Annotated in this window: 18 protein-coding genes; 8 read left to right on the top strand and 10 right to left on the bottom strand. The window is 57.5% G+C overall.

Features of this window, described 5'->3' with window-relative positions; translation table 11 throughout:
- Positions 1 to 204: 204 nt before the first annotated feature.
- Entirely contained in the window at positions 205 to 711 is a 507-nt protein-coding gene (def, locus tag FHL07_RS09785; RefSeq protein WP_016782844.1) for a peptide deformylase, read from the bottom strand.
- Between the two features lie 381 nt (positions 712 to 1,092).
- Here def and dprA point away from each other — a divergent pair, with 381 nt between their 5' ends.
- Together dprA and FHL07_RS09775 are read left to right on the top strand one after the other, a co-directional pair.
- Positions 1,093 to 2,190: a DNA-processing protein DprA gene (gene dprA, locus FHL07_RS09780; protein ID WP_138738420.1), complete on the top strand. Its 1,098-nt coding sequence runs from the start codon at positions 1,093 to 1,095 to the stop codon at positions 2,188 to 2,190.
- 35 nt (positions 2,191 to 2,225) lie between these two features.
- Positions 2,226 to 2,783, top strand: a complete 558-nt coding sequence (locus tag FHL07_RS09775) for an L-threonylcarbamoyladenylate synthase (protein WP_094999595.1) — start codon at positions 2,226 to 2,228, stop codon at positions 2,781 to 2,783.
- Positions 2,784 to 2,960: 177 nt separating this feature from the next.
- Here the strand turns inward: FHL07_RS09775 and FHL07_RS09770 are convergent, their stop codons facing one another.
- Positions 2,961 to 3,938, bottom strand: a complete 978-nt coding sequence (locus tag FHL07_RS09770) for a quinone oxidoreductase family protein (RefSeq protein WP_095038500.1) — start codon at positions 3,936 to 3,938, stop codon at positions 2,961 to 2,963.
- 152 nt (positions 3,939 to 4,090) lie between these two features.
- On the opposite strand from FHL07_RS09770, the gene hemF reads away from it, so the two are divergent.
- The 6 genes from hemF to betT all read left to right on the top strand — a co-directional run bounded on the left by hemF (position 4,091) and on the right by betT (position 10,436).
- The gene (gene hemF / locus FHL07_RS09765) at positions 4,091 to 5,005 is read left to right on the top strand and encodes an oxygen-dependent coproporphyrinogen oxidase (protein WP_094999596.1); all 915 of its coding nucleotides are present in this window, start codon (positions 4,091 to 4,093) and stop codon (positions 5,003 to 5,005) included.
- A gap of 22 nt (positions 5,006 to 5,027) precedes the next feature.
- The gene (aroE, locus tag FHL07_RS09760) at positions 5,028 to 5,849 is read left to right on the top strand and encodes a shikimate dehydrogenase (RefSeq protein WP_138738419.1); all 822 of its coding nucleotides are present in this window, start codon (positions 5,028 to 5,030) and stop codon (positions 5,847 to 5,849) included.
- 50 nt (positions 5,850 to 5,899) lie between these two features.
- On the top strand, positions 5,900 to 6,226 hold the full coding sequence (locus FHL07_RS09755; RefSeq protein WP_138738418.1) for a DOPA 4,5-dioxygenase family protein: 327 nt from the start codon (positions 5,900 to 5,902) through the stop codon (positions 6,224 to 6,226).
- A 192-nt stretch (positions 6,227 to 6,418) separates the two neighbouring features.
- Positions 6,419 to 7,156 carry a hypothetical protein gene (locus tag FHL07_RS09750; RefSeq protein WP_138738417.1) on the top strand — a complete coding sequence of 246 codons (738 nt, stop codon included), beginning with the start codon at positions 6,419 to 6,421 and terminating at the stop codon, positions 7,154 to 7,156.
- Positions 7,157 to 7,216: 60 nt separating this feature from the next.
- A complete protein-coding gene (locus FHL07_RS09745; protein ID WP_130872217.1) occupies positions 7,217 to 8,056 on the top strand; it encodes a hypothetical protein in 840 nt (279 codons plus the stop codon).
- A gap of 382 nt (positions 8,057 to 8,438) precedes the next feature.
- Positions 8,439 to 10,436: a choline transporter BetT gene (betT, locus tag FHL07_RS09740; RefSeq protein WP_094999601.1), complete on the top strand. Its 1,998-nt coding sequence runs from the start codon at positions 8,439 to 8,441 to the stop codon at positions 10,434 to 10,436.
- Between the two features lie 722 nt (positions 10,437 to 11,158).
- On the opposite strand, the gene FHL07_RS09730 is transcribed toward betT, so the two are convergent.
- The 8 genes from FHL07_RS09730 to FHL07_RS09695 all read right to left on the bottom strand — a co-directional run bounded on the left by FHL07_RS09730 (position 11,159) and on the right by FHL07_RS09695 (position 18,470).
- Positions 11,159 to 11,374 carry a TOBE domain-containing protein gene (locus FHL07_RS09730; protein WP_003444581.1) on the bottom strand — a complete coding sequence of 72 codons (216 nt, stop codon included), beginning with the start codon at positions 11,372 to 11,374 and terminating at the stop codon, positions 11,159 to 11,161.
- Positions 11,375 to 11,408: 34 nt separating this feature from the next.
- Positions 11,409 to 12,215 carry an aliphatic sulfonates ABC transporter ATP-binding protein gene (gene ssuB, locus FHL07_RS09725; protein WP_095017916.1) on the bottom strand — a complete coding sequence of 269 codons (807 nt, stop codon included), beginning with the start codon at positions 12,213 to 12,215 and terminating at the stop codon, positions 11,409 to 11,411.
- Positions 12,212 to 13,018: an aliphatic sulfonate ABC transporter permease SsuC gene (gene ssuC, locus FHL07_RS09720; RefSeq protein ID WP_016782831.1), complete on the bottom strand. Its 807-nt coding sequence runs from the start codon at positions 13,016 to 13,018 to the stop codon at positions 12,212 to 12,214. Before ssuC ends, ssuB begins: the two co-directional genes overlap by 4 nt.
- A 7-nt stretch (positions 13,019 to 13,025) precedes the next feature.
- A complete protein-coding gene (ssuD, locus tag FHL07_RS09715) occupies positions 13,026 to 14,174 on the bottom strand; it encodes an FMNH2-dependent alkanesulfonate monooxygenase (RefSeq protein WP_138738416.1) in 1,149 nt (382 codons plus the stop codon).
- Between the two features lie 31 nt (positions 14,175 to 14,205).
- Positions 14,206 to 15,171, bottom strand: a complete 966-nt coding sequence (locus FHL07_RS09710; protein ID WP_095017915.1) for a sulfonate ABC transporter substrate-binding protein — start codon at positions 15,169 to 15,171, stop codon at positions 14,206 to 14,208.
- Positions 15,172 to 15,272: 101 nt separating this feature from the next.
- Positions 15,273 to 15,866: an NADPH-dependent FMN reductase gene (gene ssuE, locus FHL07_RS09705; protein ID WP_094999605.1), complete on the bottom strand. Its 594-nt coding sequence runs from the start codon at positions 15,864 to 15,866 to the stop codon at positions 15,273 to 15,275.
- Between the two features lie 310 nt (positions 15,867 to 16,176).
- Positions 16,177 to 16,815 (bottom strand): peroxiredoxin, encoded by a 639-nt coding sequence (locus tag FHL07_RS09700; RefSeq protein WP_083369699.1) that lies wholly within the window; start codon positions 16,813 to 16,815, stop codon positions 16,177 to 16,179.
- A gap of 293 nt (positions 16,816 to 17,108) precedes the next feature.
- Positions 17,109 to 18,470: an OprD family porin gene (locus FHL07_RS09695; protein WP_094999606.1), complete on the bottom strand. Its 1,362-nt coding sequence runs from the start codon at positions 18,468 to 18,470 to the stop codon at positions 17,109 to 17,111.
- Positions 18,471 to 18,740: the final 270 nt, after the last annotated feature.

Raw genomic sequence — 18,740 nt, 5'->3', positions numbered from 1 at the left:
ATACTCACTTGGAATAGGGGGGCGCGGGAACTGACGGCAATGAGCCAGCGAACGGACCGGCTGGCTCATTTTCATGTGGGAGCGGGCTTGCTCGCGATGAGGGCTACCCGGTGTAACAGCAGAACCGTGTTGGCCCGATCGCGAGCAAGCCCGCTCCCACATCGGGTCCCTGCCAGTTCGGGAGTGTTGTGCGTTTTATGCCGATCAAGCGTTCTGGCGGTGCAGTTTTTCCAGTTTCTTCTTGATCCGGTCGCGCTTGAGCGTAGACAGGTAATCGACGAAGAGCTTGCCGTTGAGGTGGTCGCACTCATGCTGAATGCACACCGCCAACAGGCCTTCGGCGATCATTTCGAAAGGTTTGCCGTCACGGTCCAGCGCCTTGATCTTGACGCGCTGCGGGCGATCAACGTTCTCGTAGTAACCCGGTACCGACAGGCAGCCTTCCTGGTATTGGCCCATCTCGTCGGACAGGATCTCGAACTCGGGGTTGATAAACACCATCGGTTCGCTGCGGTCTTCGCTCAGATCCATGACCACGATGCGTTTGTGCACGTTGACCTGGGTCGCGGCCAGGCCGATACCTGGCGCCTCGTACATGGTTTCAAACATGTCATCGATCAACTGACGGACTTCGTCGTCCACAACCGCCACGGGTTTGGCGATGGTACGCAGACGCGAGTCTGGGAATTCGAGGATGTTCAAAATAGCCATAAGTTTGATTGGTGCACTGTGTGAAAGATTCAAAAACGGTTGTCAGGTGGGTCCTGGGGACTCGAGCAACCTGTGCAAAACGTCTCCTTCAGAGAGAGCCCGCTCGGGCTCAGGCGTTTCACGCGAGAGCACATAATAAAGGGATTCACCCACGGATGAAACGACTAGCTGCCGGGCTGCACGTGTGCATGTCTCAATTTGAAACCAACCTGCCCGGCCTCCAGGCGACGTTCAACTAATGTTGGGTTTCCCATTGGCGTTTCAAGTTCTGCCAAGGGGCTCAACCCGGTACTTTTCATCGTTAGCCAAACAACTTGTCAACAGAGTTATCCACAGCTTGTTCCTTACAGCCAGATGGAATAACCGATCAAGGATGATCCTATGCCACCCTCAGAAATATCCCCAGCAGAGTTGGAGGCCCGCTTGCGTTTGCACCGTTTGCCCGACGTTGGGCCTCGGCGTTATTACAGCCTGTTCAGAGCCTTTGGTTCGGCCAGTTCAGCGCTCAGCGCACCTGCCAGCGCCTGGCGTGCCCTGGGGCTGCCCGAGGGGTGTGCCCAGGCGCGGCGCAGCCCTGAAGTCCGTGAGGGTGCCAGCGCTGCATTGCGCTGGCTTGAGCGCTCCAGACACCATGTGCTGCTGCATGATCAGGCCGATTACCCGGCGCTGTTAAGCGAATTGAGCGATGCCCCGCCGCTGTTATTCGTGGCGGGAGAGCCGTCAACTCTGGAAAAACCGCAGTTGGCGATGGTCGGTAGCCGACGCGCTTCGAGGCCTGGGCTGGACACCGCGACCGCCTTTTCCCGCAGCCTGGCTGGCGCCGGTTTTGTGATTACCAGCGGGCTGGCGCTGGGGATTGATGGCGCAGCGCATCAGGCTGCTCTGGACGTTGGCGGGCAGACAGTGGGGGTTTTGGGGACGGGCCTGGAAAAACTTTATCCACAGCGCCATCGGGCATTGGCAGACGCAATGATTTGCAACGGTAGCGCCGTGGTATCGGAGTTTCCTCTGGACGCCGGGCCCCAAGCCGCCAACTTCCCGCGGCGTAACCGCATTATCAGCGGTTTGTCCCTTGGCGTGCTGGTGGTCGAGGCCAGCGTGTCCAGCGGCTCGCTGATTACTGCCCGTCTCGCCGCAGAGCAGGGGCGCGAGGTGTACGCCATGCCCGGTTCCATCCACCACCCTGGGGCGCGTGGCTGCCATCAGTTGATCCGTGATGGCGCTACGCTTGTCGAGACCGTTGAGCACATTCTCGAAGGCCTGCGTGGCTGGCGCTCGATGCCGTTGCCCACAACAGAAATGTTTACTCAAAGCTGTAATCCATTAGTGCAATTGTTGCAGGCAGCGCCCTATACCAGCGAAGCATTGGCCAATATCAGCGGTTGGGATTTGCCCCGATTGCTGGCTACTCTGACCGAGCTTGAACTGGCGGGGCATGTTGTACTCGAGGGTGGGCGTTGGTTTGCTCGCGCCAGCTAAGTACACTGCGCGCAGCACATATCTGGAGACATTCAATGATCAGCACCTGGCGCGTCCAACAAGCTGCAAGAGCCATTCGCGCAGGCGCGGTGATTGCCTATCCGACCGAGGCGGTCTGGGGCCTGGGCTGCGATCCATGGGATGAAGACGCGGTCGAGCGGCTGCTGGCGATCAAATCGCGGCCTGTGGATAAAGGTCTGATTGTGGTGGCAGACAACATTCACCAGTTCGACTTCCTGTTTGAAGACTTCCCCCAGGAGTGGATCGACCGCATGGCCAGTACCTGGCCAGGGCCGAACACCTGGCTGGTGCCGCATCAGGGCTTGCTGCCCGAGTGGATCACCGGGGTACACGATACGGTGGCGCTGCGCGTGAGCGATCACCCGCTGGTGCGCGAACTGTGCGCGCTGGTGGGGCCGATTGTCTCGACCTCAGCCAACCCGGCAGGTTTGCCGGCAGCGCGTACTCGCTTGAAAGTGGAGCAGTATTTCCGTGGGCAAATCGACCATGTGTTGGGTGGCAACTTGGGTGGACGTAAAAACCCGAGCCTGATCCGCGACCTGGCTAGCGGCAAGATCGTACGCCCGGCGTAATGAGTTGCAGCCCAACCGATCTTGTAGCAGCTGCCGAAGGAACGAGGCTGCGTCCGGTTGCGAAGCAATCGTAAAACCTGAGTCCGAGATTTTTCTGAACGACCACAGTGTCTGGTTTTACGACGGCTGCGCCGCCGAACGCAGCCTCGTTCCTACGGCAGCTGCTACGAATTTGTTTTAAGGCAACAAAATCGTCGATCCCGTGGTTCGGCGCGCCGACAGTTCCGTCTGCGCCTTGGCCGCATCAGCCAACGCAAAGCGCTGGCTGATATCAACCTTGATTGCACCGCTGCGGATCATCGCAAACAGCTCATCGGCCATCGCTTGCAGGTTTTCGGCGCTATTGGCGTAGGTCGCCAACGTCGGTCGAGTGACATACAGCGAGCCCTTCTGCGACAAGATCCCCAGGTTGACCCCCGTTACCGCGCCTGAAGCATTACCAAAGCTGACCATCAGCCCACGTGGTGCTACACAGTCCAGTGACGTTAGCCAGGTGTCCTTGCCTACACCGTCGTAAACCACCGGGCACTTCTTGCCGTCGGTCAATTCCAGTACACGCTTGGCAACATCCTCGTGGCTGTAGTCGATGGTTTCCCACGCGCCCAGAGCTTTGGCGTGGGCGGCTTTTTCGGCTGAGCTGACCGTGCCGATCAATTTCACGCCCAAGGCTTTCGCCCATTGGCAGGCAATCGAACCTACCCCGCCTGCAGCAGCGTGGAACAGGATGGTTTCACCCCCTTTGAGTTCGTAGGTCTGACGCAGCAGGTACTGGGTTGTCAGGCCCTTGAGCATCACGGCGGCGGCTTGTTCAAAGGAAATATCCTCGGGCAGTTTCACCACATTGGCTGCAGGCAAAACGTGCAGTTCACTGTATGCCCCCAGCGGCCCGGTGCCGTAAGCGACGCGATCGCCGACGTTCACGTTGCGCACGTCACTGCCCACCGCATCAACGATCCCCGCCCCTTCATTGCCCAGCCCGGACGGTAGTTCAGCCAGCGGGTACAAGCCACCCCGGTAATAGGTATCGATGAAATTCAGACCGATGGCCTGATTGCGCACCCGAACTTGCTGCGGGCCCGGCTCGGCGGGTTGGTAATCGACATACTCAAGCACTTCAGGGCCGCCGTGGGCCCGAAACTGGATACGCTTTGCCATCTGCACTGTCCTCGCTCATTTCACGAAGCCACCATCCAACGCTGAAGCGTGATCTTCGTCAACTGCGGTGAGCCGGAGTGCGGTGTTATGCTAGCCCCCCTTTGCCGCCGGCCCCGCACGCCGCGTCGCTTTGCCCGATTTAAGGTGATGTCATGACTACTCGCACCGAGGCTGTAAAAGCCTACCTGCTCGACCTTCAAGACCGCATTTGCAACGCATTGCAAACGGAAGACGGCGGCACCCAGTTCGTTGAAGACGCCTGGGAGCGCCCGGCGGGTGGTGGCGGTCGTACCCGTGTAATCGAAAACGGCCACGTCATCGAGAAAGGCGGGGTCAACTTTTCCCATGTCTTTGGCAGCGGCCTGCCACCGTCGGCCAGTGCTCATCGCCCTGAACTTGCGGGCCGTGGCTTTGAAGCCCTCGGTGTGTCGCTGGTGATCCACCCGCACAACCCGCATGTGCCAACTTCCCACGCCAACGTACGTTTTTTCATCGCAGAGAAAGAAGGCGAAGAACCGGTCTGGTGGTTCGGTGGCGGCTTTGACCTCACCCCTTACTATGGCGTTGAAGAAGACTGCGTGCACTGGCACCGCGTGGCCGAGCAGGCCTGTGCGCCATTTGGTGCCGATGTGTACCCGCGCTACAAGGCGTGGTGCGACACCTACTTCCATATCAAGCATCGCAATGAGCCCCGTGGTATTGGCGGCCTGTTTTTTGATGACCTGAACGAGTGGGATTTCGACACCTGTTTCGCTTTTATTCGCGCCATTGGTGATGCCTATATCGACGCCTACCTGCCGATCGTTCAGCGCCGCAAAAACGACGAATACACTGCCCAGCAGCGTGAATTCCAGGAATTCCGCCGTGGACGCTATGTGGAATTCAACCTGGTCTATGACCGTGGCACCCTGTTTGGCCTGCAATCGGGCGGTCGCACCGAGTCGATCCTGATGTCCCTGCCACCGCAAGTGCGCTGGGCTTATGACTGGAAAGCGGAACCGGAAAGCCCGGAAGCGCGCCTGACGGATTACTTCCTGCAAGACCGCGACTGGTTGGCCAACGCCTGACACTGCCCGAGGAGCTTGCCTGATGGACCGTTACGTTGTTTTTGGTAACCCGATTGCCCACAGCAAATCCCCGGTGCTGCATCGCCTGTTTGCCGAGCAAACTGGCCAGGCCATGCAGTACGACACCTTGCTGGCACCACTGGATGATTTTGCTGGCTGCGCAACGGAGTTTTTCCTGCAGGGGCGTGGCGCCAATGTGACAGTGCCTTTCAAAGAAGACGCCTACCGCCTGGCGGATCAACTGACAGCTCGGGCCCAGCGAGCAGGAGCGGTCAACACCCTGAGCAAATTGGCCGATGGCGTTTTGCTGGGGGACAACACCGATGGTGCAGGGCTGGTGCGCGACCTGACGGTCAATGCCGGTTTCAGCCTCAAGGGTAAGCGCATCCTGATCCTGGGCGCGGGCGGTGCGGTGCGGGGTGCGCTGGAGCCGCTGCTGGCTGAAGGGCCGGCCTCGGTCACCATCGCTAACCGCACCGTTGAAAAAGCCGAGTTGCTGGCCGAGTTGTTCAGCGACCTGGGCCCGGTGGCTGCAAGCGGTTTTGACTGGCTGCACGAGCCGGTCGACCTGATTATCAATGCCACCTCGGCCAGCCTGAGCGGCGAACTGCCCCCCATTGCCAGCAGCCTGATCGAGCCGGGTAAAACCCTGTGCTACGACATGATGTATAGCAAGGAGCCGACGCCGTTTTGCGTGTGGGCCAGCGGGCATGGCGCGGGTCAGGTGATGGATGGTTTGGGCATGCTGGCCGAACAGGCCGCCGAGGCGTTTTATCTGTGGCGCGGGGTGCGTCCGGATACTGCACCGGCGCTGGCTGAATTGCGCCGGTTGCTGGCGCTTTAAAGCAGCCCCTCTCCCTCCGGGAGAGGGCGGGGTGAGGGCAAGAGGTACTTATGCAGCGAATCAAGGGCTACCACGCCCATGTCTACTTCGACGCTTCGACCATCGATCAGGCGCGCGCCTTGTGCGAAGAGGCCAGGCAACTGTTTGGCGTCACCATGGGCCGCGTCCACGAGCGCCCGGTGGGCCCGCACCCGGACTGGAGCTGCCAACTGGCTTTCGGCCCTGAACTGATCGGAGTCGTCCTGCCGTGGCTGGCGCTCTACCGGCACGGTTTGGTGGTGTTTATGCATCCCGATACCGGCAATGACCTGCTGGACCACACCGACCATGCAATCTGGATGGGCGCGATTCGGCCGCTGGACTTGTCTGTTTTTTAAACGGGGGCGCGCAGTTCACGCCCGGTTTAACCCTCTCCTACATAAAATTATTAGTTACGGAAATATCCGACATTAAGTACGGCGGCTTCGCTGTGGTTATATTTTGATACCGGGTCTAACGTTTGAATATGCACGATATATAAGGTTTTTAATATCGCATGTTCGGGGCTGGCGGTGCGAGAAGATTAAGCCATGTTTATTGTTATGCCGTTTTTAGCACTTATTTATCTCTATGTATGGTCGGCACTGGTTAAGTCGTCGCTGGTAGTTATTGCTTCCAGTTTTCACTGGTTCTGGATTATAGACGGTAAGCAACCTCATGAACGAACCTATGCCCTGGCGTGTGGAAAATTATCAGGAACAGTATTTGAAATTTCCAGAGCTTATATGTTTTTTTGGCCAGAATATGAAGGGAAAAGCTCCTGGGAAAAGGGGTTTATAAATAATAAAAAGGGGTGTGATGCAAATTTAGTTAGTTTGGGGTTCGAGTTGTTATGGCCTAGCATGGAGCCTGCTTACAGTATGGAGATCCGCCCTGGATTTATCAGTGTGTCTCTGTACCCAGGTCCAACTCGTGAGGTCAATGCAGCCTCTATGATCGATTTCATAATTAGGCAGCGTAAAGTTTCCGATGATCAGCGAGACAACTTTGATGAAGCGTTAGGGTTGTTTTATGAATTAAATGCAACCGACTCAGGCTATATAGGCCAAGGCAGAGTCTCGCTCTATTGGACTGATGCCAAGGCTGCGGAGCAGGTCATTATAGAGTGCAAGTTCATGCGTGAAGATGAACCCTATACCTGTGATCAAAAGTGGATTAACGATGGTATCGGCTCGACGGTGAGTATTTATTATCAAGCTTACATGGTCTCAAATTGGAAAATTATAAAAAGAGATGTTGATCAATTTATTGATGTTCACAAAAAATAATGAAGGTTGATTTATGTTGGGAAACTAGACTCAGGAAATTTAAAGTTCGCTGAAGGTTATTTGCGTGAAACAAATCCAGGTTTTCTGTATCACTATCTGAGTGGGAAAGGATATACCTATGCGACTTTGGCGTTAGGTGTTGCAGAGCAAAACACAGTTGCCGGGATAGTGGCGATGAACTATATGAAGGAGGTTGCTGCCGCTCAAGGTATGCCTGTTGATGAAAGTAAAACTCAAGAAATACTCCGCGAAATGGCGAGTGAGTATTTGAAGGTGTTGAAAAGTCAAATTGAAGACGAACAGCTGGAAGTAGTTCGAGATATTAATTATCAAGAAGTTTGGAAGTTTCATAGTGATGTATTTATCTCTGCTGGCTACACAGCAGATGCATGGACGCTTAACTCCGTATTTACTATTTTACCGGAGGGTAAACGCGAAGAATATTGGCAGCGGGTGCTGGACTCGGCCGGTAATACTCAGGCCGAGTTGGAGCTTGCGGCAGAGACTTATATTTTTATGCATATTGCGTCTATTTCAGCTTCCAGTGAGGGCCGACAAATGGCTGCTCGTTGGATCAGACGCATTGAGTCTATTGAAAACTCTGGCGCCATCGTTAAGTTAGGATCAGCCAAACTGGTTAAGATTTTTGGCGGCTCGATAACACAAGTTAAGGCGTATATTTTTGGCAAGCCAGTGGTTCCCTATTACCCCGCACCTGCCCCCACCTCTCCTCCTCCAAAGATTGTAATGCCATTACCTCCTGTCCAGATGCCAACACAACCACCTGCCCGCCGTCGAAGACGCCGCGGAGGTGGCGGACGGCCACCAACTACAGCCGCCGGGTACGACAATGGCGGACATTACAGTGGCGGTGGGGGGCGACTGAGGATTGATCCTTGAGCCCTGAAAATATGAAATGAGCATGCGTGAGTTGGGGCGGCGGTTTTGCTGATGTTTTGCTTGATGTCATCCGGCATTTGCCTGGATTTGAAATTTTTTTCACGGCCATAAAATCTTTCTCCTTCAACCACCCCCGCCTCCCCTGATAGCCCCACGCTATAACGGCTGAACGATGATCATGGCCATGTGTCATACCTTGCCATGAGCTAACGTATCAGGCGTGCAGCTGCGGGCAGCGATTAGTGCTGAAAGGCCATCCATGTTTAACTTGAATGCTTGTTCAAGTTAAACCGGTGGTCCGCTGCCCGCTCACAACAGGAGGCTAACCCTTGCCGAATCCGCTCTTTTTGATCCCGTTTTACCTCTATAAGGTGCACATCCAATGAGTGTACCGATCACGTCCGAGACGTCCTCGATCCGCATGAACCCGCCGGTGTTCTACTTTGCCGCCGCGTTTATCCTGATCTTCGGTGTGGTGGTCATCGCCATGCCTGCCGCTGCCGGCGAATGGCTGCTGGCCGCACAAAACTGGGCGGCCAACACGGTCGGCTGGTACTACATGTTAGCGATGACCCTGTATCTGATCTTCGTGGTCGTCACCGCCTTGTCCGGCTACGGCAAGATCAAGCTCGGTGCCGACCACGACGAACCCGAGTTCAGTTACCTGTCCTGGGCGGGCATGTTGTTCGCCGCCGGGATCAGCATCACGCTATTTTTCTTCTGTGTGTCCGAACCCCTCACCCATATGCTCAACCCGCCGCAGGGCCCGGCCGGCAATGCCGAGGCTGCGCGCCAGGGCATGCAGCTGCTGTTCCTGCACTGGGGCCTGCACGGCTGGGGTGTGTTCGCGTTCGTCGGCATGGCACTGGCCTACTTCGCCTACCGGCATAACCTGCCGCTGGCGCTGCGCTCGGCGCTCTACCCGCTGATCGGCAAGCGCATCAACGGCCCCATCGGTTATGCGGTGGATGGTTTCGGTATCATTGCCACGGTATTCGGTCTGGGCGCCGACATGGGCTTTGGGGTGCTGCATCTCAATTCCGGCCTCGACTACCTGTTCGGCATGCCCCATACCCAATGGGTGCAAGTGGGCCTGATCACGTTGATGATGGGCGCCGCGATTCTGGTGGCCATTGCCGGTGTCGACAAGGGCGTGCGGGTGATGTCCGACATCAACATGCTGCTGGCCTGTGCCCTGCTGCTGTTTGTGTTGTTCGCCGGCCCCACCCAGCACTTGCTCAACACTCTGGTGCAGAACATCGGTGACTACCTGGGTGCACTGCCCACCAAGAGTTTCGATGTGTATGCCTACGACAAGCCAAGTGACTGGCTGGGCGGCTGGACCGTGTTCTATTGGGCCTGGTGGATCGCATGGTCGCCCTTTGTAGGCCTGTTTATTGCGCGTATTTCCCGTGGCCGGACCATCCGCGAGTTCGTGTTCGGCGTGCTGCTGATTCCGCTGGGCTTTACCCTGGCGTGGATGTCTATTTTCGGCAACAGCGCCATCGACCAGGTGCTCAACCACGGCATGGTAGCCCTTGGCCAGTCGGCTATCGATGACCCGTCGCGTACGCTGTACCTGCTGCTTGAGACCTACCCGTGGAGCAAGACCGTTATCGCGGTGACGGTGTTTATCAGCTTCGTGTTCTTCGTGACCTCGGCTGACTCCGGTACTGTGGTGCTGTCCACCCTCTCGGCCCGTGGCAATAACGCGGACGAAGACGGCCCGAAATGGCTGCGGGTGTTCTGGGGCGCGATGACTGCGCTGGTCACCAGTGCGCTGCTGTTCTCGGGCAGTATCGATGCGCTCAAGTCAGCGGTAGTGCTGACCTCGTTGCCGTTCTCGCTGATTTTGCTGCTGATGATGTGGGGCCTGCACAAGGCGTTCTACCTTGAGTCGCAGAAGAAGATTGCGCAGACCCACTCCCTGGCGCCGGTTTCTCACTCGCGTCGTGGTGGCTGGCGCCAGCGTTTGAGCCAGGCCGTGCACTTCCCGTCGCGGGACGAGGTGTACCGCTTTATGGACACCACCGTGCGCCCGGCGATTGAAGAAGTGAGCGCTGTGTTCCGGGAGAAAGGCCTTAACGTTGTCACCCAGCCAGACCCGGCCAACGACAACGTGAGCCTGGAAATCGGTCATGGGGATGAACATCCGTTTATCTACCAGGTGCAGATGCGTGGCTACTTCACGCCGTCCTTCGCCCGGGGTGGCTTCGGCAAAAAGGAGCAACTGCGTAATCGCCGTTACTACCGTGCTGAAGTGCATCTGGCCGAAGGCAGCCAGGACTACGACCTGACGGGCTACACCAAAGAGCAGATCATCAACGACATCCTCGACCAGTACGAACGCCATCTGCAGTTTTTGCATTTGGTGCGCTGATTGGTTTGGTGGTGATTCAGGCTGCTGTGACGGCCTGAGTCACCGGGCTGATGCCATCGCGAGCAAGCCCGCTCCCACAGGTTTTGGGTGTTCTCACCATGTGTGGATGCTCGTCAAACCTGTGGGAGCGGGCTTGCTCGCGATGCAGGCGCTGCGATTTCTACAGACCTTGCGCGCACTTATGTGGGATCGGGCTTTCACCCGCGTTACCCCATTGTGATGCCCAGGCGGGCTGCCTATAGTCCGCTCCATCGCTGAACATCAGCGATCAGGCGTGCAAGCCTGACTCTCAGATTTCCAACTTTTCATTTCGCTTGGTAGGCTCTGCGCCTGCAATCGGCGTTATGGCGGTTGTGCGCGGGAGATCTTCGGGTCTGCCGGGTTATCTGGGACCGGTCTTGCACACCCGCGCACAATTGCTACCCTCTTTCTGCGTGCAAGCTGATTGAGGTGGCTCCTTTTCTTAGGAGTTAAAGCATGTCCCAGTACGTTCCCCAAACCGACAATCCCGTCGGTTCCCACGTTTTATTGATCGATCCCCGCGCCTCTGTATCTGCCCTGCTGGCCTGTGCCGAGCAGCGCATTCAGGCGGCCAAGAATTTGTTGCGCTGTTTATCGCTGATGAGCGGCCACAGTCATGACCCCCAGGATTTGAGGGCGATTTTCAGGCACAAAAAACCCCGAAGGGCTTACACCGTTCGGGGCTGTGAATCACCCATGATTTACAACTTGGCGATGGACACTTCAGTGGATTTTACGAACGCGATCACTTCGCTACCGACCACCAGCTCCAGCTCCTTGACCGAGCGGGTGGTGATCACCGAAGTCACGATGCCCGACGCCGTTTGTACGTCGATTTCCGACAGCACGTCGCCCAGTACGATTTCCTTGATGTGGCCTTTGAACTGGTTGCGAACGTTGATGGCTTTAATGGTCATGGTGTCGATTCCTGTCTTGGGATAGAAAGTGGGTTTATTGCGCCCAGCGCAGTTGCGTAGGCAGCGGTGCAACGGGTTCCGGCTCAGGTGGCGAGCCAGGCAGTGCAAGAACACGGTTCAGTACTTCGGTTTCCAGTGCCGCCAGGCGATGCGAGCCGCGTAGCCGTGGGCGTTGCAGGTCGACCGTGAGGTCCAGCCCTACCTGGCCTTCTTCAATCAAAATGACACGGTCGGCAATCGCGACGGCTTCACTCACGTCATGGGTCACCAGCAATACGGTAAAACCATGCTGGCGCCACAGGCGTTCAATCAGTTGCTGCATTTCGATGCGGGTCAGGGCATCCAGCGCGCCCAGCGGCTCGTCAAGCAGCAGCAGGCGCGGTTGGTGGATCAGGGCGCGGGCCAGGGCCACGCGCTGCTTCTGACCGCCCGAGAGTGCTGCCGGCCATTCATTGGCGCGCTCGGCCAGGCCGACTTCTTCCAGTGCCTTGAGCGCCTTTGGCCGCCAGTCGCCTTTAAGGCCCAGGCCCACGTTGTCGATGACTTTTTTCCAGGGCAGTAAACGCGCTTCCTGAAACATCAGGCGCGTATCTTCACGGGCCTCTTGCAGGGGCGCACTACCGGCCAGCAACTGGCCTGCAGTGGGCTGATCCAGGCCGGCCAGCAAACGCATCAGGGTGCTTTTGCCGCACCCGCTGCGGCCTACGATGGCGACAAACTGCCCTGCCGGGATATGCAGGTTGATATCACGTAGCACCAGGCGCTCACCGAAGGCCTTCTGCAAGCCGTTGATGGCCAGCGGTATGCCCTGGCGCAAACGTGGAGGTTGTTGAGCTGTCATGCTGCACCGCCTTTAACCACTTGATACGCCGGGTGCCAGCGCAACCAGATGCGCTCCAGCCCCCGGGCTGCGGTGTCGGCCAGTTTGCCGAGCACTGCGTACAAAACAATCGCCAGCACCACCACGTCGGTTTGCAGGAACTCCCGGGCGTTCATCGCCAGGTAGCCAATGCCGGAGCTGGCGGAGATGGTTTCGGCCACGATCAAGGTCAGCCACATAAAGCCCAGGGCAAAGCGCACACCCACCAGGATCGACGGCAGCGCGCCCGGCAAGATCACCTGCCAGAACAGGCTGAAACCGGACAGGCCATAGTTGCGCGCCATTTCCACCAGCGCCGGGTCAACGTTGCGGATGCCGTGGTAAGTGTTGAGGTAGATCGGGAATAAAGTCCCCAGCGCCACCAGAAAAATCTTCGCTGACTCGTCGATGCCGAACCACAGGATGACCAGCGGAATCAGCGCCAGATGCGGCACGTTGCGGATCATTTGCACCGAGCTGTCGAGCAGGCGTTCACCCCATTTCGACAGGCCGGTGATAAAGCCCAGCGCCAGACCGATGCTGCCACCGATCACAAAGCCGAGCCCGGCGCGCCAGCCGCTGATGGCCAGGTGTTTCCAGATTTCGCCACTGCGCACCAGCTCGACGCCGGCCGTGATCACGGCACTGGGGGCGGGCAGGATGCGTGTCGACAGCCAGCCCGCTGACACGGACAGCTGCCACACTGCCAGCAGCAAGACCGGCAAGGCCCAGGGCGCCAGGGTGTGACCGATGTTTTTGAGGCCCGAGGCCTTGCCTGAACTCATGGCGACCTCAGCTCTGCGACGCGGCTTTAGGGAGGATGTCATTGGCGACCATTTCGCCAAACGGGCTCACGTAGACTGCACTTTTTGGCAGTTCCGGGCGTTCGATATCCAGGTGCGGGAACAACAACTCGGCCACACGGTAGGACTCTTCCAGGTGCGGGTAACCGGAGAAAATAAAGGTGTCGATGCCCAGGTCGGCGTATTCCTGAACCCGTGCGGCCACGGTCGGGCCATCCCCGACCAGCGCCGTACCAGCGCCGCCCCGTACCAGGCCCACGCCTGCCCACAGGTTAGGGCTGACTTCGAGGTTGTCGCGGCTGCCGCCGTGCAGGGCGGCCATACGCTGCTGGCCCACCGAGTCAAAGCGCGACAGCGAGGCCTGGGCACGGGCGATGGTGTCGTCGTCCAGATGCGAGATCAGTTTGTCGGCGGCCTTCCAAGCCTCCTCGTTGGTTTCACGCACAATTACGTGCAAACGAATGCCGAAACGTACGGTGCGGCCCAATTTGGCGGCCTTGGCGCGCACCTGTTCGATTTTTTCTGCAACGGCAGCCGGTGGCTCGCCCCAGGTCAGAACCATTTCCACTTGTTCGGCGGCCAGATCCTGTGCGGCTTCCGAAGACCCGCCGAAATACAGCGGTGGCCGCGGTTGCTGAATCGGCGGGTAAAGCAGCTTGGCGCCTTTGACGGTGATGTGTTCACCATCGTAGTCCACGGTTTCGCCTTCAAGCACACGGCGCCAGATGCGGGTGAACTCTACCGAGGCCTGATAACGCTCTTCGTGGCTGAGGAACAAACCATCACCGGCCAGCTCTTCCGGGTCGCCGCCGGTGACCAGGTTGAACAGGGCGCGGCCACCGGACAAACGGTCCAGGGTCGCGGCCTGACGCGCTGCAACGGTGGGCGACACAATGCCCGGGCGCAGGGCTACGAGAAATTTCAGGCGCTGGGTTACCGGAATCAGCGAGGCCGCCACCAGCCATGAGTCTTCGCACGAACGACCTGTAGGAATCAGTACACCGCCAAAGCCCAGGCGGTCAGCAGCCTGCGCGACTTGTTGCAGGTAACCGTAGTCAACGGCGCGGGCGCCTTCGGAGGTGCCAAGGTAATGGCCATCACCGTGGGTAGGCAGGAACCAGAAAATATTGAGGCTCATGGAGTGGTCTCCTAATTAGGGGCAGCAAGCGTTAGTTGGCTTTGGCCAGATTGGCCGGGGGCGTCCAGATCACGTCTTTCACAACCAGCGGCTTGGGGATCAGCTTGAGCTGGTAAAAACTGTCGGCGATTTTTTGCTGCGCGTTGACCACTTCCGGGGTCAGAAACTGTGCGCCGTAGCCCTGGCGTTTGACCGCCGTGAGGGTGATCTCAGGAGACAGGCCCAGCAGTGGTGCGACTTGTTTTGTCACGTCCTCGGGGTGGGCCTTGGCCCATTCGCCAATAGTGCGTACTTCATCGACCAGGGTTTCGATCACCTTGGGGTGCTGTTCGGCATAAGGCTTGGTAGCCAGATAGAACTGATGGTTGTCAGCGATGCCACTGGCGTCACGCAGTGTGCGCGCTTGCAGCTGTTGTTCGGCTGCTGCCTGGTACGGGTCCCAGATTACCCAGGCATCGACACTGCCGCGTTCAAAGGCAGCACGGGCATCGGCGGGGGGCAGGAACACGGTCTGGATATCGGTGTATTTAAGGCCGGCGTCTTCAAGGGCGCGCACCAGCAGGTAGTGCACGTTGGAGCCTTTGTTGAGGACGACTTTTTTGCCTTTGAGGTCTTTGACCGAGGTGATGGTCGAATCCTTGGGCACCAGAATCGCTTCGCTGGTGGGGGCTGGTGGCTCGTAGGCGACGTAGAGCAAGTCGGCGCCGGCGGCCTGGGCGAACACGGGCGGGGTTTCGCCGGTCACGCCGAAGTCGATGGAGCCCACGTTCAGGCCTTCAAGCAATTGCGGGCCACCGGGGAATTCGGTCCATTGCACGTCAACGCCCTGCTCGGCCAGGCGCTTGTCCAGCGTGCCTTTGGCCTTGAGCAGCATCAGCGTGCCGTATTTCTGATAACCGATGCGCAGGGTATCGGCTTGGGCCTGGGTAACAGCACCGAAGGACACAGCCGCAGCTAAGAGTGCGACCAGACCACGACGCAAAATGACAGGGCGCATGGCGCTCTCCTTTTTTGTTGTTCGGGATTCGGGTAGCACCTGCTGGGCCGTTAGCGGATCAGTAAGGTGGTGGAGCTTTTATCGGTGGGAAAAATGCTGTTTCAGATACTCCAGCGAGCCGTCACCAGGCGCTCGTTGAGGATGCTCGGGTCCAGAGGCTTGGGGCGTCGCGCCAGGGCGCTGTAGAACTGTTCGAGTGACTCTTGCAGGCGCTGTTCCAGAATCGGCACCAGTTGCGCTTGTGCGCCGCCTTCGCCGTAAGCAATCTGGCTGTCTTCGGCAAAAATGCCCTGAAGCATTTCCTGGGCCTTGAGTGCCGACAGTACTGGCTTGAGGGCGTAGTCCACGGCCAGCATGTGGGCGATGCTGCCACCGGTGGCGATAGGCAGTACCACTTTGTGGCTCAGGGCGCGTTCGGGCAGCAGGTCGAGCACGGTTTTCAGGGCGCCGCTGAACGAGGCTTTGTACACCGGGGTGGCAATCACCAGGCCATCGGCGTTTTCGATCTGTTGCAGCAGGTCGATGATTTTCGGGCTGTCGAAGCGTGCGTGCAGCAAGTCCTCGGCCGGAAAGTCGCGTACCTGATAGCTCACCACTTCAACGCCTTGCTGGTTGAGCCAGCGTTTGGCGTGGTCCAGCAACACTCCTGAGCGGGAACGTTGGCTTGGGCTTCCTCCGAGTGTCACGACCAGCATCTAGACGTTTCCTTGAATGAATATGTGCAATTCGCTGTCAGCGTTTTCGCTTGAGTGAACAGACCATAACAGGTGATTTATATATCTATAAATCATATTTATTCATTTGTTTATTCTTAAAATGCATATGCCTTTTTGTTAAATCGAAAGCAAAAAAAAGGCCGTCGAAACGGCCAAAAACCCTGTTGAAGACACGGTTGCATGTTTGTGGGAGCGGGCTTGCTCGCGATGGGATCGGCGCGGTGTATCAGAAAAAACCGCGACGCCATCATCGCGAGCAAGCCCGCTCCCACAGGGTATGAGGTTGGTTTTACTTGTTCGGCTGGGGCGTCAGGCGCAGGTAGGGCTTAACGGCGCGGTAGCCCTTGGGGAAGCGACGCTTGATTTCGTCTTCGTCCTTGAGCGACGGCACGATCACGACCTCGTCACCGTCCTGCCAGTTGGCCGGGGTGGCCACTTTGTGGCTGTCGGTCAGTTGCAACGAGTCGATCACCCGCAAAATTTCGTTGAAGTTGCGCCCGGTGCTGGCCGGGTAGGTAATGGTCAGGCGGATTTTTTTGTTCGGATCAATCACGAACAACGAGCGCACGGTCAGGGTGTCGCTGGCATTGGGGTGAATCAGGTCGTAGAGGTCAGACACCTTGCGATCGGCATCGGCCAGGATCGGGAAGTTGACCACGGTATTCTGGGTTTCGTTGATGTCCTCGATCCACTTGTGGTGTGAGTCCACCGGGTCTACCGACAGTGCGATGGCTTTGACGCCGCGCTTGGCAAACTCGTCCTTGAGCTTGGCGGTAAAACCCAGTTCGGTGGTGCACACCGGGGTGAAGTCCGCCGGGTGCGAAAACAACACGCCCCAGCTGTCGCCCAGCCATTCATGGAAACGGATCTTGCCGGCGCTGGAATCCTGTTCGAAATCGGGGGCGATGTCGCCGAGTCTGAGGCTCATGGTGCAGCTCCTTTTTATTGGCAATGGCGGGGCGTGATGGAGTCACTCTGCATGCATCAGGAGATAATTAAAAAGAATAAATATCGATTTGATTAGAACCAAAAGAGATATTAAAAACTGTTTCATTGGACGCAGCCCAGGCGTGGGGCCACTGTGGGTTCTGGTTTAGGCAAGGGGAGCGGCAGGGAGCTGCGACTATTAATGTGTTGCGAATTGACCGTTGAGGTCTGCGGTAAACACCCTGCCCGGCATTGCGCCGGGCAGGATTTTTCTTACTTTGTACTAAATCACGCTTACAGCAACGGGATCGAGTAGCTCACGATCAGACGGTTTTCGTCCTGGTCGCGCTGGCCAGCAATATCGTTGCGCCACATGGCGTTTTTCCACATGAAGCCCAGATTTTTCAGCGTGCCTTCCTGGATCACGTAAGCCACGGTGATATCGCGTTCCCACTCGGAAGAGCCATTGCTGGTTTGCACATTTTTGCTGTTGTAGGTGTCGATATTGTCGCCACGCAGGTAAACCGCGCCCGCCGTCAGGCCAGGTACGCCGACTTTGGCGAAGTCATACGAGTAACGCGCCTGCCAGGTACGCTCGCCAGCACGGGCGAACTTCGAGATCTGCATATCGGTAGGGATGTACGCCGATGCACCGTCGCCCTGGTTCAGGAACGGGAAGTCGCTGCTGCCGTTACTCACCTGATAACCGCCACCAAAGGTGTGACCTTCAACGGTGTACAGGAACAGGCCGCTGATCAGGTTGTTGTCGACCTTGCCCTTGCCGCTACCTGCAGAGCTGTTGGCGTAATCACCGGTGGTGTAATACGCAGAGTCGTGGCCGTTCTTGCCGTCGTCGGTGCTGTTGAAGTAGCGCAGGTCAGATTTCAACACGCCCGGACCGATGGACCAGTTGTGAACCAGGCCCAGGAAGTTTTGTTTGTAGAAATCTTCCAGGTTGCCGTAGTAGTACTGCAGCAACAGGTCTTTGTTGACCTTGTAGTCCACACCGCCGTAGTAGAACTTGTTAACGAACTTGCCCGTAATGGAATTGTTCGCGCCGGCAATCGACAGGCCTTCGTTGTTGCTCGAGTTACGGCCCTTGGCGTGCTCGATCTGGCCGCCGGTGAAGGTCAGGTCCTTGAACTCGCTGGAAGTGATCTGGCCACCCTGGAAGGTTTGCGGCAGCATGCGACCATCGTTGCTAACGATAACCGGCAGTTTAGGCTGCAGGGTACCGATGCGCAGTTCGGTCTGGGACACTTTGGCTTTTGCGGTCAGGCCCAGGCTGGAGAAATCGTCTACAGCGTGGTTGCCATCGCTTGGGAACACCGAACCGCCATAGTTTGCGCCGGTAGGGTTGCCGTGTTTGCCAGCGCTGGAGTCGAGCTTGACGCCCAACAGGCCAATGGCATCAATACCGAAACCGACTGTGCCCTGGGTGAAGCCCGAAGTGAAGTCCAGCTGGAAGCCCTGGCCCCATTCTTCAGTCTTGCTTTGCGCACCGGCAGCTTTGGTGCCCGAGTCACGGTTATCGTTATTGATATAGAAGTTACGCAGCTTCAGCGTGGCCTTGCTGTCTTCGATAAAGCCGGCAGCGCTGGCTTGTTGTGCCAACAATCCTACGGCCACAGCGATGGCCAAGGTGGACTTGTGCATTGTGTTGCTCCTTTGCGTTTCTAATTTTTGTAGTTCCTCAGCCCCGGATCTGATGCCTGGGTGCTGCAGATGCGCGATTAGCGCCAGACGGTGACCGGCAAGTCAATCGCAACCCATCATGGCTACGACCTTTGTCTAATCATTCGTCGTTTGTGCGCAGATTAATGACTATTTAATAAACCTAAAAAGAATTGTTTCTGATCTTTTCAGATCAAATAGGCATATAGCAGGGTTTCTCCTACACGCGCGCGTGGGAATGCTATCGGTCTT

The organism is Pseudomonas sp. FSL W7-0098 (genome assembly GCF_005930585.1).
Taxonomy (GTDB): domain Bacteria; phylum Pseudomonadota; class Gammaproteobacteria; order Pseudomonadales; family Pseudomonadaceae; genus Aquipseudomonas; species Aquipseudomonas bubulae.
The sequence above is the reverse complement of the archived record's forward strand: the minus strand, read 5'-3'. Positions and strand labels throughout refer to the sequence as shown.

What these genes read in the sequence shown, in the direction of transcription:
- def (WP_016782844.1), bottom strand. Translation starts at nt 711, where the DNA reads ATGGCTATTTTGAACATCCTCGAATTCCCAGACTCGCGTCTGCGTACC.
- dprA (WP_138738420.1), top strand. Translation starts at nt 1,093, where the DNA reads ATGCCACCCTCAGAAATATCCCCAGCAGAGTTGGAGGCCCGCTTGCGT.
- FHL07_RS09775 (WP_094999595.1), top strand. Translation starts at nt 2,226, where the DNA reads ATGATCAGCACCTGGCGCGTCCAACAAGCTGCAAGAGCCATTCGCGCA.
- FHL07_RS09770 (WP_095038500.1), bottom strand. Translation starts at nt 3,938, where the DNA reads ATGGCAAAGCGTATCCAGTTTCGGGCCCACGGCGGCCCTGAAGTGCTT.
- hemF (WP_094999596.1), top strand. Translation starts at nt 4,091, where the DNA reads ATGACTACTCGCACCGAGGCTGTAAAAGCCTACCTGCTCGACCTTCAA.
- aroE (WP_138738419.1), top strand. Translation starts at nt 5,028, where the DNA reads ATGGACCGTTACGTTGTTTTTGGTAACCCGATTGCCCACAGCAAATCC.
- FHL07_RS09755 (WP_138738418.1), top strand. Translation starts at nt 5,900, where the DNA reads ATGCAGCGAATCAAGGGCTACCACGCCCATGTCTACTTCGACGCTTCG.
- FHL07_RS09750 (WP_138738417.1), top strand. Translation starts at nt 6,419, where the DNA reads ATGTTTATTGTTATGCCGTTTTTAGCACTTATTTATCTCTATGTATGG.
- betT (WP_094999601.1), top strand. Translation starts at nt 8,439, where the DNA reads ATGAGTGTACCGATCACGTCCGAGACGTCCTCGATCCGCATGAACCCG.
- FHL07_RS09730 (WP_003444581.1), bottom strand. Translation starts at nt 11,374, where the DNA reads ATGACCATTAAAGCCATCAACGTTCGCAACCAGTTCAAAGGCCACATC.
- ssuB (WP_095017916.1), bottom strand. Translation starts at nt 12,215, where the DNA reads ATGACAGCTCAACAACCTCCACGTTTGCGCCAGGGCATACCGCTGGCC.
- ssuC (WP_016782831.1), bottom strand. Translation starts at nt 13,018, where the DNA reads ATGAGTTCAGGCAAGGCCTCGGGCCTCAAAAACATCGGTCACACCCTG.
- ssuD (WP_138738416.1), bottom strand. Translation starts at nt 14,174, where the DNA reads ATGAGCCTCAATATTTTCTGGTTCCTGCCTACCCACGGTGATGGCCAT.
- FHL07_RS09710 (WP_095017915.1), bottom strand. Translation starts at nt 15,171, where the DNA reads ATGCGCCCTGTCATTTTGCGTCGTGGTCTGGTCGCACTCTTAGCTGCG.
- ssuE (WP_094999605.1), bottom strand. Translation starts at nt 15,866, where the DNA reads ATGCTGGTCGTGACACTCGGAGGAAGCCCAAGCCAACGTTCCCGCTCA.
- FHL07_RS09700 (WP_083369699.1), bottom strand. Translation starts at nt 16,815, where the DNA reads ATGAGCCTCAGACTCGGCGACATCGCCCCCGATTTCGAACAGGATTCC.
- FHL07_RS09695 (WP_094999606.1), bottom strand. Translation starts at nt 18,470, where the DNA reads ATGCACAAGTCCACCTTGGCCATCGCTGTGGCCGTAGGATTGTTGGCA.